This window comes from Blastococcus sp. SYSU DS0973, from assembly GCF_054051055.1.
On sequence record NZ_JBJHAN010000002.1, the window covers coordinates 312,599 to 325,470 of the forward strand.

At 73.6% G+C, this 12,872-nt stretch carries 10 protein-coding genes and 1 tRNA gene; 8 read left to right on the forward strand and 3 right to left on the reverse strand.

Going from position 1 to position 12,872, the window contains the following annotated elements; translation table 11 throughout:
- The first annotated feature begins 13 nt into the window (after positions 1-13).
- The 5 genes from ACI791_RS05350 to ACI791_RS05370 all read left to right on the forward strand — a co-directional run bounded on the left by ACI791_RS05350 (position 14) and on the right by ACI791_RS05370 (position 5,490).
- Positions 14-925, forward strand: a complete 912-nt coding sequence (locus ACI791_RS05350; RefSeq protein WP_456585091.1) for a metallophosphoesterase — start codon at positions 14-16, stop codon at positions 923-925.
- A gap of 109 nt (positions 926-1,034) precedes the next feature.
- Positions 1,035-1,108: transfer RNA gene (locus ACI791_RS05355), tRNA-Pro, on the forward strand.
- Between the two features lie 92 nt (positions 1,109-1,200).
- Positions 1,201-2,565 carry a hemolysin family protein gene (locus ACI791_RS05360; RefSeq protein WP_456585092.1) on the forward strand — a complete coding sequence of 455 codons (1,365 nt, stop codon included), beginning with the start codon at positions 1,201-1,203 and terminating at the stop codon, positions 2,563-2,565.
- Complete coding sequence (locus ACI791_RS05365) at positions 2,562-3,671, forward strand: hemolysin family protein (RefSeq protein ID WP_456585093.1); 1,110 nt, start codon at positions 2,562-2,564, stop codon at positions 3,669-3,671. The genes ACI791_RS05360 and ACI791_RS05365 overlap by 4 nt, the downstream gene beginning before the upstream one ends.
- Positions 3,672-3,675: 4 nt before the next feature.
- Positions 3,676-5,490: a prolyl oligopeptidase family serine peptidase gene (locus ACI791_RS05370; protein WP_456585094.1), complete on the forward strand. Its 1,815-nt coding sequence runs from the start codon at positions 3,676-3,678 to the stop codon at positions 5,488-5,490.
- On the opposite strand, the gene ACI791_RS05375 is transcribed toward ACI791_RS05370, so the two are convergent.
- The 3 genes from ACI791_RS05375 to ACI791_RS05385 all read right to left on the reverse strand — a co-directional run bounded on the left by ACI791_RS05375 (position 5,487) and on the right by ACI791_RS05385 (position 8,375).
- Complete coding sequence (locus ACI791_RS05375; RefSeq protein WP_456585095.1) at positions 5,487-5,969, reverse strand: hypothetical protein; 483 nt, start codon at positions 5,967-5,969, stop codon at positions 5,487-5,489. The genes ACI791_RS05370 and ACI791_RS05375 overlap by 4 nt on opposite strands.
- An 88-nt stretch (positions 5,970-6,057) precedes the next feature.
- The gene (locus ACI791_RS05380; RefSeq protein WP_347059138.1) at positions 6,058-7,113 is read right to left on the reverse strand and encodes an aspartate-semialdehyde dehydrogenase; all 1,056 of its coding nucleotides are present in this window, start codon (positions 7,111-7,113) and stop codon (positions 6,058-6,060) included.
- A complete protein-coding gene (locus tag ACI791_RS05385) occupies positions 7,110-8,375 on the reverse strand; it encodes an aspartate kinase (RefSeq protein ID WP_456585096.1) in 1,266 nt (421 codons plus the stop codon). The genes ACI791_RS05380 and ACI791_RS05385 overlap by 4 nt, the downstream gene beginning before the upstream one ends.
- A 74-nt stretch (positions 8,376-8,449) precedes the next feature.
- Here ACI791_RS05385 and ACI791_RS05390 point away from each other — a divergent pair, with 74 nt between their 5' ends.
- The 3 genes from ACI791_RS05390 to leuA all read left to right on the forward strand — a co-directional run bounded on the left by ACI791_RS05390 (position 8,450) and on the right by leuA (position 12,872).
- A complete protein-coding gene (locus tag ACI791_RS05390) occupies positions 8,450-10,045 on the forward strand; it encodes a phospholipase D family protein (RefSeq protein WP_456585097.1) in 1,596 nt (531 codons plus the stop codon).
- Positions 10,046-10,318: 273 nt separating this feature from the next.
- Positions 10,319-10,963, forward strand: coding sequence for a helix-turn-helix domain-containing protein (locus ACI791_RS05395; RefSeq protein ID WP_456585098.1), 645 nt, complete (start codon positions 10,319-10,321; stop codon positions 10,961-10,963).
- A gap of 172 nt (positions 10,964-11,135) precedes the next feature.
- A complete protein-coding gene (gene leuA / locus ACI791_RS05400) occupies positions 11,136-12,872 on the forward strand; it encodes a 2-isopropylmalate synthase (RefSeq protein ID WP_456585099.1) in 1,737 nt (578 codons plus the stop codon).

Consider the following 12,872-nt stretch of genomic DNA (forward strand, 5'->3'; position numbering starts at 1 on the left):
TAGGCTTTCGCGGGTGCGCTGGTACACCACCGTCCCCACCGCCGCCGCGGCCGCCGCTGTGGCGGGAACCGCCTACGCGAGCCTCTACGAACGCACCCGCTGGACGCTGCGCCGCTTCGACGTCCCGGTGCTGGCGCCCGGCTCCACGCCGCTGACCATCCTGCAGCTGTCGGACCTGCACATGACCGCCGGGCAGCGGAGCAAGCAGGAGTGGATCGCCGGACTGGCCGCGCTCGAACCCGACCTGGTGATCAACACCGGGGACAACCTCGCGGGCTTCGACGCCGTGGCGCCCACCCTGCGCGCCCAGGACCGGCTGATGGACCGGCCCGGCGCCTTCGTGCTGGCCAGCAACGACTACTTCGCGCCCCGGCCGAAGAACCCTCTCAAGTACTTCAAGCGCGACCACAAGCGGGTCCACGGCGACGAGCTGCCGTGGCGTGACCTGCGCGACGGGATGCGCGACCGGGGCTGGCTGGACCTGACCAACGACCGCGGGGAGCTGACCGTCGGCGGCCGGCGGATCGTGTTCGCCGGCGTCGACGACTCGCACCTGGAGCGGGACCGTTACGACCTCGTCGCCGGCCCGGCGGACCCCACCGCGGACGTGCGGATCGGGCTGGCGCACTCCCCCGAGCCGCGGGTGCTCGACCGGTTCGCCGCGGACGGCTACGACCTGCTGCTCTGCGGGCACACGCACGGCGGGCAGCTGCGGGTGCCGTTCTACGGGGCGCTGGTGACCAACTGCGGGATCGACCGCGACCGGGTGCGCTGGCTGCACCGCTGGGCACCGCCCACGCCCGCGCACCCGGCCGGCACCTGGCTGCACGTGTCGGCCGGCCTGGGCACCAGCCCGTACGCCCCGGTGCGGTTCGCCTGCCCGCCGGAGGCGACGCTGCTGACCCTCACCGCACGCCCCGCCTGAAGGAGGACACCCTCCTCCTCGCCCTCGCAGTCTCGGGTCGAGCCTCGGAAGGGGCCGCGACCCGCCGCCGAGCGGTCCGGCGTCTAGCGCTAGACTCGTCGACGCACCTCGGGGTGTGGCGCAGCTTGGTAGCGCGCGTCGTTCGGGACGACGAGGCCGCAGGTTCAAATCCTGTCACCCCGACCCTCAGCTCAGGGGCCGCCGAAAGGCGGCCCCTGAGTCGTTCCGGACACCCTCCGGTTGGAGTCCACCCCCGGCGGGCACCGGACGCCGCGATGACCGAATGGCTGCTCCTCCTCGCCGCCGTCCTGCTGACGGCGCTCACCGGCTTCTTCGTCGCAGCCGAGTTCTCCCTCACCACCGTCGACCGCGGCCGCGCCGAGGACGCCGCCGCCGCCGGCGACCGCCGCGGGCGCGGCGTCGTCCGCGCGCTGCGGACGCTGTCCACCCAGCTGTCGGCCGCCCAGCTGGGCATCACGATCACCACGCTGCTGGTCGGCTACCTGGCCGAGCCCGCGATCGGCCAGCTGCTCCGCGGCCCCCTGGAGGCCGTGGGCCTCACCGGCGGGTCGACCACCGCGGTGTCGGTGGGCCTGGCCATCGCGCTGGCGACCACCCTGCAGATGCTGCTGGGCGAACTGGGGCCCAAGAACCTGGCCATCGCCAACCCGCTGGCCGTGGCCGGCTTCGTCGCCCCGGGGATGCGCGCGTTCACCCGCGTCACCGGCCCCGTCGTCAACGCGCTGCAGCGGCTGTCGAACGCCATCGTCCGGCGGCTGGGCTTCGAACCGCGGGAGGAGCTGGAGACCGCCCGGGACGCCGACGAGCTCGCCGCCGTCGCCCGGCGCTCGGCGGAGGAAGGTGACCTCTCCCCCGTCGCGGCGCGGCTGCTGCAGCGCTCGCTCCAGCTCGGCGGCAAGTACGCCACCGACGTCATGACCCCGCGGACGCAGCTGTGGACCCTGCGGGCCAGCGCCACGGCCGCCGACGTCGTCGCCGCCGCCGTGCACTCGGGCAACTCGCGCTTCCCCGTGTACGGCTCCGATCTGGACGAGGTCACCGGCGTGGTGCACGTGAAGCACGCCGTCGCGGTGCCGGAGGCGGAGCGGGCCCACCGCACGGTCGGCGAGCTCGCCGTCCCGGTGCTCGCCGTCCCGTCGTCGATGCACCTCGAGCGGCTGCTGGACCTGCTGCGCGACCAGGGCCTCCAGCTGGCACTCGTGGTCGACGAGTGGGGCGCCACGCACGGTGTGGTGACGTTGGAGGACATCGTGGAGGAGCTCGTCGGCGAGATCACCGACGAGACCGATCGGCCGCTGCGGACGCTGCGCCGCGTCGACGACGGCACCTGGCTGCTCTCGGGCCTGCTGCGCCCCGACGAGGTGCTCGACCGCACCGGGATCGCCGTACCGGAGGGTCGGTACGAGACCCTGGCCGGCTTCCTGACCGAGCAGCTGCAGCGGATGCCCGAGGAGGGTGACTGCGTGACCCTGGACGGCGTCCGGCTGCGGGTGGAGACCCTGGAAGGACGCCGGGTGGCGCGGGTCCGGGCCGAGCGGCTGGCCGGGCCGGCCGACCCGCCGGGGACCGACGCCGGCGGCGCCACGGCGTCCCGCGCCCGCGCGGAGGTGCCGGCATGACCGTCGTCAGCCTGCTGCTCCTGGTCGCCCTGCTGCTGGGCAACGCCTTCTTCGTGGCCGCCGAGTTCGCGCTGGTCTCCACCCGTGCCGACCAGATCGAGCCCCGGGCCGAGGCCGGCTCGGTCCGCGCGGTCAAGACCCTCGCCGCGATGCGGAACGTGTCGCAGATGATGGCCGGCGCCCAGCTCGGCATCACCCTGTGCTCGCTGGGGCTGGGCGCCGTCGGGGAGCCCGCGGTGGCGCACCTGATCGAGGTCCCACTGGAGGCCGCCGGCCTGCCGGAGGGCCTGCTGCACCCGATCGCGCTGGTCATCGCGCTGGCGCTGATCACCGTGCTGCACATCGTCATCGGCGAGATGGTGCCCAAGAACATCACCATCGCCGGGCCCGACCGGGCCGCGCTGGTGCTGGGGCCTCCGCTGGCGGTCATGGTCCGGCTGCTCGAGCCGTTCATCTGGTTCTTCAACACGATCGCCAACGCGTTCGTCCGGCTGTTCGGCGTCGAGCCCACCGACGAGGTGTCCGCCAGCTTCGACGCCGCGCAGATCCGTTCGATGGTCAACCAGTCCCAGCAGGAGGGGCACCTCGGCGCCGGGATGGGCGAGCTGGCCGCCGGTGCGCTCACCTTCGAGCACAACGACCTGTCGACGGTGGTCCTGCCGCTGGACCGGCTGATCACCGTGCCCCGCAGCACCACCCCGCGGGAGCTGGAGGCCGTCGTCGCCCAGCACGGGTACAGCCGGTACCCGGTGCGCGGGGCCGACGGCGACCTGGCCGGGTTCGTGCACGTGAAGGACGTGCTCGACGTGCCGGCCGGGCGCCGCGACGAGCCGATGCCCGACCGCGACGTGCGGCCCTTCGTGGAGCTGCGGGCCGACGAGCCGCTGCCGGAGGTGCTGGCCGCCATGCGGAAGGCCGGTGCCCACCTCGGCCGGGTGGTCGAGGACGGCCGCACCAGCGGCATCGTGGCCCTGGAGGACGTGCTGGAGCAGCTGATCGGCGATGTCCGCGACGCCGCCGCCGAGCGACGCCGCGTCGAGGAGCAGCAGGCGGCCGCGCCCGACGGGACCGCCCCCGTGGCCGGCGCGGGCGCCGGGGGAAGATGACCCGGTGACCTCCGAGCCCAGCACCGTCCCCGCCCTCTCCCCCGAGGTCACCGCCCGCTGGCAGGCCCGGTTCCGCGCTCCGCGGGTCTCCCTGCCGGACTGGGCGGAGGAGGCCCCGGACCGGAACCTCTACTCCTCCGATCTCAGCGGCGTGGTCGAGCAGTACGCGTGGGACCGCGGGACCGGGACCCACCGCCAGGTGACCGACCGGCCCAACGGGACGCTCATCGCCACCCTCAGCCCCGACGGCGGGACCATCTGGTGGTTCGCCGACGACGACGGCGACGAGTTCGGCGTGTGGATGACCCAGCCGTTCGAGGGCGGGGAGGACACCGTCGCGGTTCCCGAGGTGGGCCCGGCCTACCCGGCGGGACTGGAGATCGGGCGGTCGCTGGTCGCTCTCGGCCGCAGCACCGACGACGGCAGCGAGCTCTGGCTGGCGCCCTCCGGCGGCACGCCGCGGGTGGTCTACCGGCACCCCGACCCGGCCTCGGTGGACGCGCTCACCCGCGACGACGAGCTGCTGGTCGTCTCGCACTCCGAGCACGGCGACCCGCGCTACCCGGCGCTGCGCGTGCTGCGGACGGCTGTGACGACGGAGGAGGCACCTGCCGTGGTCGCCGAGAAGTGGGACGGCGAGGGCCGCGGGCTGCACGCCCTGGAGTTCGCGCCCCTGCCCGGAGACCGGCGGCTGCTGGTCGGCCACGAGCGGCGCGGCCGCGAGGAGCTGCTGCTCTGGGACGTCGTCGCCGGCACCGAGACCGAGATCGTGCTCGACCTGCCCGGTGACGTGACCGCCGGCTGGTACCCCGACGGCTCGGCGCTGCTGGTCGGGCACGACCACGCCGCCCGCAGCGAGCTGTACCGCTACGACCTCGCCTCCGGTGCCCTGACGAAGCTGGACACACCCCCGGGCGTCGTCCGCGGGGCCACCGCCCGCCCCGACGGAACCGTGGAGCTGGCCTGGTCGAACTCCGAGCGGCCGCCGGTGATCCGCCGGGCCGACGGGCCGGTCGTGCTGACGGTGAGCGACGAGGAGCCGCCCGCCGCCTATCCGGTGGAGGACCGCTGGGTCCCCGGTCCTGGCGGCGACGTGCACGCGCTGCTCGTCCGGCCGGCGGGCGCGGCGCCGTACGCGACGGCGTTCCTGGTGCACGGCGGGCCCGAGGCCGCCGACGACGACTCCTACCGCGCCCGCCGCGCCGCCTACGTCGACGCCGGGTACGCGGTCGTGCACGTCAACTACCGCGGGTCCACCGGCTACGGCTCCACGTGGCGCGACGCGCTCACCGGGCGCCCGGGGCTCACCGAACTGGAGGACATCGGCGCCGTCTACGACGCGCTGGTCGCCGAGGGCGTCGTCGACCCGCAGCGGGTGCTGCTGACCGGCGGGTCGTGGGGCGGCTTCCTCACGCTCCTGGGCCTGGGCACCCAGCCGGAGCGCTGGGCGGCGGGCATCGCCGAGGTGCCGGTGGCCGACTACCTGGCCGCCTACGAGGACGAGATGGAGGGCCTGCGGGCTTACGACCGGGCACTGTTCGGCGGGTCACCCGACGAGGTCCGCGACGTGTACGTGCGCTCCTCGCCGCTGACCTACGTCGACGCCGTGGCCGCGCCGGTGCTCGTCGTGGCCGGCGCGAACGACCCGCGCTGCCCGATCCGGCAGATCGACAACTACCTGGGCCGGCTCGAGGAGCTGGGCAAGGAGCACGAGGTCTACCGCTTCGACGCCGGGCACGGTTCGCTGGTCATCGAGGAGACGATCCGCCAGGTGGAAGTCGCCCTCGCCTTCGCGCTGCGGCATGTGCGGCCCTACTAGCGGTCCCGCCGGCCGGCGACGCGGGGACGGCGGGGCTCCAGCAGCGCCCGGCGGGCGCTCTCCGCCCGCCGGCGCACCGCCCGCCGGATCGCTCCCCGGCCCCCGTACGGGTCGTCCGGCGAGAACGCCGACCACACGAGGTGGGCGTCCGGCGGCTCGGGCGCCTGGTCGTCGGCGCCCGCCCGCTCGTGCAACGCGGCCAGCACCCGCTCGGCGAGGTCGTCGTCGTCGAGCAGGACGGCGAGGTCCTGCGGGTCGCGCCGCTCCGCGGCCAGGACCTCGGCCAGCCGGCCGAACATCCCGGCCCCGAACGCGTGCACCACCGCGTCGGTGACCACCGCGTGGGCGGCGTCGACCCGGACGCCGGCCTCCAGCGCGAGCTCCAGCTCCACCCAGCCCAGCAGCAGATACCGGTCGGGGCGGGGGCGTCCGCGCTCGACCGCCAGGTCGCGGTCCGGCCGGTCGTCGTCGGGCGTCACCGCGCCATCCTGCCGGGATGCACTCCATGACCTCGTCCCAGGGCCCCGCCCGCAGCTCCCGAGGGGCGGGGAGGGACGAGGTCCTCCGTCACCGGCCGCGGGCGGCGATGAGCTCGGCGATCTGGACGGTGTTCAGCGCGGCGCCCTTGCGCAGGTTGTCGTTGCTGACGAACAGCGCGAGGCCGCGACGGTCGTCGACCCCCGGGTCCTGCCGGATGCGCCCGACGTAGCTCGGGTCGCGGCCGGCGGCCAGCAGCGGGTTCGGGACGTCGGCGAGCTCCACCCCGGGCGCCGTGGACAGCAGCTCGGTGGCGCGCTCGACCGTCAGCGGCCGGGCGAACTCGACGTTGAGCGAGAGCGAGTGCCCGGTGAAGACCGGCACGCGCACGCACGTGCCCGAGACGCGCAGCTCGGGGATGTCCAGGATCTTGCGGCTCTCGTTGCGGAGCTTCTGCTCCTCGTCGGTCTCGAACGTGCCGTCGTCGACGACCGAGCCGGCCATCGGCAGCACGTTGAACGCGATCGGCGCCACGTACTTCACCGGGTCGGGGAAGGCCACGGCCGACCCGTCGTGGGTCAGCTCGGCGGCCTTGTCGACGACCGCCTTCACCTGGCCGTCGAGCTCGTCGACGCCGGCGACCCCGCTGCCGGACACCGCCTGGTAGGTGCTGGCGACGATGCGCACCAGCTGCGCCTCGTCGTGCAGCGGCCGGAGCACCGGCATCGCCGCCATGGTCGTGCAGTTCGGGTTGGCGATGATGCCCTTGCGGATGTCGGCCAGCGCGTGCGGATTGACCTCGCTGACGATCAGCGGGACGTCGGGGTCGCGCCGGAACGCCGAGCTGTTGTCGATGACGGTGACGCCGGCCGCGGCGAACCGGGGCGCCTGCGCGCGCGAGGTCGTCGCCCCCGCGGAGAAGATCGCGATGTCCAGGCCGGTGGGGTCGGCGGTGGCGGCGTCCTCGACGGTGATCTCGCCGCCGGCCCACGGCAGCGTGGAGCCGGCCGAGCGGGCGGAGGCGAAGAAGCGCAGCTCGGCGAGGGGGAAGTTCCGCTCGGCCAGCAGGTCGCGGACGACGCGGCCGACCTGGCCGGTGGCCCCGACGATGCCGACGCGCAGACCGTCGCTGGTGAAGGTGCTCATCGTCCGGTCCCTCCGTAGACGACCGCCTCGACGTCGGAGCCGAGGTCGAACGCGTCGTGCACCGCGCGGACGGCGATGTCCACGTCGGTGTCGCGGCAGACCACGGAGATGCGGATCTCCGAGGTGCTGATCAGCTCCAGGTTCACGCCGGCGTCGGCGAGCGCGCCGAAGAACTTCGCGGACACACCCGGGTGCGACCGCATGCCGGCGCCGACCAGGCTGACCTTGCCGATGTGCTGGTCGAAGCTGACGTCGGTGTAGCCGACGGTGTGCTTGACCCGCTCCAGCGCCGCCAGCGCGGTGGGGCCGTCGCTCTTGGGCAGCGTGAAGGAGATGTCGGCGAGCTTGCTGGCCTCGGCCGACACGTTCTGGACGATCATGTCGATGTTGACCTCGGCGTCGGCGAGCACGCGGAACAGCTGCGCGGCCTCACCCGGCCGGTCGGGTACCCCGAAGACGGTGATCTTGCCTTCGGAGCGGTCGTGCGCGACGCCCGTGATGATCGCCTGTTCCACCGGGAGGTCCTCCATCGAACCGGCCACGATCGTGCCGGGAAGCTGTGAGTAGGAGCTGCGGACGTGCACGGGGATCCCGTAGCGGCGGGCGTACTCGACGCAGCGGAGCATGAGCACCTTCGCGCCGGACGCCGCCAGCTCGAGCATCTCCTCGTAGGTGACGGTCTCCAGCCGCTTGGCGTTGGGGACGATGCGCGGGTCGGCGGTGAAGACGCCGTCGACGTCGGTGTAGATCTCGCAGACGTCGGCGCCCAGTGCGGCCGCCACCGCGACGGCGGTGGTGTCGGAGCCACCCCGGCCGAGCGTGGTGATGTCCTTGGTGTCCTGGCTGACGCCCTGGAAGCCGGCCACGATGACGACCGAACCCTCGTTGAGGGCGTCGCGCAGCCGGCCCGGGGTGACGTCGATGATCCGCGCCCTGCCGTGGCTGGACGTGGTGATGACGCCGGCCTGGGAACCGGTGAACGAGCGGGCCTCGTAGCCGTGCTCGGAGATCGCGATCGCCAGCAGCGCCATGGAGATCCGCTCACCGGCCGTGAGCAGCATGTCGAGCTCGCGACCGGGCGGGTCGTCGGTGATCTGGCTGGCCAGGTCGAGCAGCTCGTCGGTGGTGTCGCCCATCGCGGAGACGACCACGACGACGTCGTCGCCGTTCTTCTTGGCGGCGACGATCCGCTCGGCGACACGCTTCATGTGCTCTGCGGAGGCGACGGAGGAGCCGCCGTACTTCTGGACGACGAGGGCCACGGGTACACAGGCTACCGACGTCGTGCGGGTGACCGGCGCTTGCGTCCACGCGGCGGTCCGGATGTGATCACCCGGTGGACGACCCGAGCCACTGGCTGCTGACCGCGCAGGAGCGCGGCAACCCCGGCACACCGCTTCCGGCCTGGACCGACGGCAACCGGGTGGTGCCGCTCGTCCACGGGGTCGCGTACTTCGAGCGGCTGGTGGAGGTCGTGGAAGGCCTGGGCGAGGGGGACCGTCTGTGGTTCACCGACTGGCGAGGTGATCCCGACCAGCGGTTGCGCCCGGACGGGCCGACCGTCAACGAGCTCTTCAGCGCCGCGGCGCACCGCGGGGTCGACGTCCGCGGCCTGGTGTGGCGCTCGCACACCGACTGGCTCGCCTACAGCAAGGAGCAGAACCGGGCGCTGGACCGGGAGATCGAGGAGGACGGCGGCCGGGTGGTCCTCGACCAGCGCGTGCGCCGGGTGGGCAGCCACCACCAGAAGATCGTGCTGATCCGCTGTCCCACCGACCCGTCGCGGGACGTCGCCTTCGCCGGCGGGATCGACCTGTGCCACAGCCGCCGCGACGACGCCGACCACGGCGGCGACCCGCAGCCGGTGGACATGGCCTCGGCGTACGGGCCGACCCCGCCCTGGCACGACGTGCAGGCCGAGATCCGCGGGCCCGCCGTCGCCGTCCTGGACACCGCGTTCCGCGAGCGGTGGGACGACCCGACCAGCCCCGTCCGGGGCAATCCGATCGCGTACGTCATCGACCGGTTCCGCCGGGCCCGGCTCGATCCCTCGCCGCTGCCGGCGGAACTCCCACCGCCCCCGCCCTGCGGGCCGCACCTGGTCCAGACGCTGCGGACCTACCCCAAGATCCTTCCCCGCTACGACTTCGCCCCCGAGGGCGAGCGCTCGATCGCCCGCGGCTACAGCAAGGCGGTCAAGAGGGCCCGGCGGCTGATCTACCTGGAGGACCAGTACCTGTGGTCCTCCGAGGTCGCCCAGCTGTTCGCCGACGCGCTGACCGACGACCCCGACCTGCACCTGGTCGTCGTCGTCCCGCGCATCCCCGACCAGGAGGGGGCCTTCAACGCGACACCGCAGTACGTCGGCCGCCGGCAGGCGATCGATCTGTGCATCCGCGCGGGCGGGGAGGAGCGGGTGCACGTCTTCGACGTCGAGAACCACGCCGGCACCCCGGTCTACGTGCACGCGAAGGTCTGCGTCGTCGACGACGTCTGGGCCAGCATCGGCAGCGACAACTTCAACCGGCGCTCCTGGACCCACGACAGCGAGCTGTCCACCGCGGTCCTCGACACGACCAGGGACCCCCGCGAGCCCCGGGACCCGGCCGGAACCGGTGACTGCGCCCGGACCTTCGCCCGCGACCTGCGGTTGGAGCTCGCCCGCGAGCACCTCGACCTGCCGCAGGACGGCAGCGAGGACGACCTGCTGGTCGATCCCGAGCGGTTCGTGGCGACCCTCGATGCCCGGGCCGCCGCCCTGGACGAGTGGCACGCGAACGGCCGGCGCGGCGCCCGTCCACCGGGACGGATCCGGCCGCACCGGCCGGAGACGCTGTCCTGGCTGACCCGGCTGTGGGCCACCCCGGTCTACCGGCTGCTGGTCGACCCCGACGGCCGCCCCCTGCAGCTGCGTCTGCGCAAGGCCTTCTGATCGACCGCCGCCTGCACGCCACCTCCCGGCCTCAACCGGGCACTCCGCGAAGCTGGTGCCCTGCCCACCCCTGTGGGCAGGGCACCAGCTTCCCCAGAGGCATCCACCGGCCCGCCGGTGCCGGCGAGGCCCCGGGCCGACCACCACCCCCACCTTCCGGCTGGGCACAGGGGACTCCGCAGGACCAGCCCCCAGCCGACCCCTGTGAGCAGGGCACTGGCTTCCACAGGACCATCTGCGCCGCGCCGCCGGGCGCGGGCCACGATCTCCGGCGTGCGCGGAGGGGACCAGGCGGAGCTGCTGGCCGGAATGCTCCGCCGCGCCCGCCGGGCGGCGGATCTCTCCCAGCGGGAGATGGCCGCTGCTGCCGGGATCGCGAAGTCCACGCTGGCCGCGGCGGAGGCGGGCGCACGCGACCTGCCGGTCGGGGCACTGCTCAGCGTGCTCGCCGTGGCACGGCTCGGGCTGGCGCTCGTCGGCGCGGACGGCACGGAGGTGGTGCCGATGTCCGACCGGGCCATTCGGGACCACGGGGGACGGCGCTTCCCCGCGCACCTCGATCCGCGCTACTCGGACGAGGGGTGGTGGCACGGCGCCGAGCGGTACAGCCGGCTGCAGCCCTGGTACACCTTCGACCTCTCCCGCAGCGCCCGGGACGGTGAACGGCGGCTCCGGGGAGTGCCCGACGACCACCAGCTGCCCCGGGCCGGCGACTCCCCCGCCGAACGCCGCGCCGCCCGACGAGCAGAGGCGGCGCGGCGACGGCGTGAGGACCTGGAACGCGGGCGGGCCGCCGGTGCGCTACCGGCGCTGACGGGCTTCACCTGCACCTGCCTCGCCGAGTGCGACGCGCTGGACGACTGGAGCGGACGCCCGGTCCACGCCGCGGACTGCCCGTGTCGCTGCGACGTGGGCTGACCCGCTGCTACCGTGGGCGGCGTGCGCGGCAGCCTCCTGCTTACCCGCCGCGGCGAGGCCCTCTCCTAGGTCGGCTTCCTCGCCGCGGGGTTCAGGCGTTCCCGACGCCCGCTGACCGTCCCCGGAGCCGTGCGCACTCCGCGCACGAGCAGCCCGCACCAGGAGCCTCCCCATGAGCGACACCCACCCGCACGCGCGCAATCCCCAGCAGCCCTCCGGGATGCCGGCGCACCGCTACGCGCCGTTCACCCCCGTGGTGCTGGCCGACCGCACCTGGCCCGAGACGGTCACCACCGCAGCCCCGCGCTGGTGCGCGGTCGACCTGCGCGACGGCAACCAGGCGCTGATCGACCCGATGACGCCCGACCGCAAGCGGCGCATGTTCGACCTGCTGGTCCGCATGGGCTACAAGGAGATCGAGGTCGGCTTCCCGGCGGCCAGCCAGACCGACTACGACTTCGTCCGCCAGCTGATCGAGGACGACCTGGTCCCCGGCGACGTGACCATCCAGGTGCTGACCCAGGCCCGCGACGAGCTGATCGAGCGCACCTTCGAGTCCCTGCGCGGCGCCAAGCAGGCGATCGTGCACCTCTACAACTCGACGTCGACCCTGCAGCGGCGGGTCGTGTTCGGATCCGACCGTGCGGGGATCGTCGACATCGCCGTCCACGGCGCCCAGCTGGTGCGCAAGCTGGCCGAGCAGATGCCCGAGACCGACATCCGGTTCGAGTACTCCCCCGAGTCGTTCACCGGCACCGAGCTCGACTTCGCCGTCGAGATTTGCAACGCCGTCACCGACGTCTGGGAGCCCACCCCCGACCGGCCGACGATCCTCAACCTGCCGGCGACCGTCGAGATGGCCGAGCCGACCGTCTACGCCGACCAGATCGAGTGGATGCACCGCAACCTGGGCCGGCGCGACTCCGTCGTGCTGAGCCTGCACCCGCACAACGACCGGGGCACCGCCGTCGCCGCCGCCGAGCTGGGCTACCGGGCCGGTGCCGACCGCATCGAGGGCTGCCTGTTCGGCAACGGCGAGCGCACCGGCAACGTGGACCTGGTGACCCTCGGCCTGAACCTGTTCAGCCAGGGCATCGACCCGCAGATCGACTTCTCCGACATCGACGAGATCCGCCGCACCGTCGAGTACTGCAACCAGCTCGGTGTGCACGAACGGCACCCGTACGGCGGCGACCTGGTCTACACCGCCTTCTCCGGCTCCCACCAGGACGCGATCAACAAGGGCTTCAAGGCCCTGGAGGCCGACGCCCAGGCCGCCGGCGTCCCCGTCGAGCGGCAGGCGTGGGCCGTCCCCTACCTGCCGATCGACCCCAAGGACGTCGGGCGCAGCTACGAGGCCGTGATCCGGGTGAACAGCCAGTCCGGCAAGGGCGGCGTCGCCTACATCATGAAGACCGAGAACCACCTGGACCTGCCGCGCCGGCTGCAGATCGAGTTCAGCGCGGTCATCCAGCGGCACACCGACGACGAGGGCGGCGAGGTCACCGCCCAGCAGATGTGGACCGCGTTCACCAACGAGTACCTGCCGGACCCGGCCGCACCGTGGGGCCGTTTCTCCCTGTCCGGCCACCGGCACACCGCGCACGGCGACCAGCTCGACGAGATGGTCGTGGAGCTGGTCGACCAGGGCGTACCGGTGACGGTCGAGGGCCGCGGCAACGGCCCGATCGCCGCGTTCGTGGACGCGCTCAAGACCGTCGACGTCGACGTCCGCGTCCTCGACTACGCCGAGCACGCGATGGACCCGGGCCACGCGAGCGTCAGTGCCGCCGCCTACGTCGAGTGCGCCGTCGGCGACCGGGTGCTGTGGGGCGTGGGCATCGATTCCAACATCGTCACCGCCTCCCTGCACGCCGTCGTCTCCGCGGTGAACCGGGCGCAGCGCTGA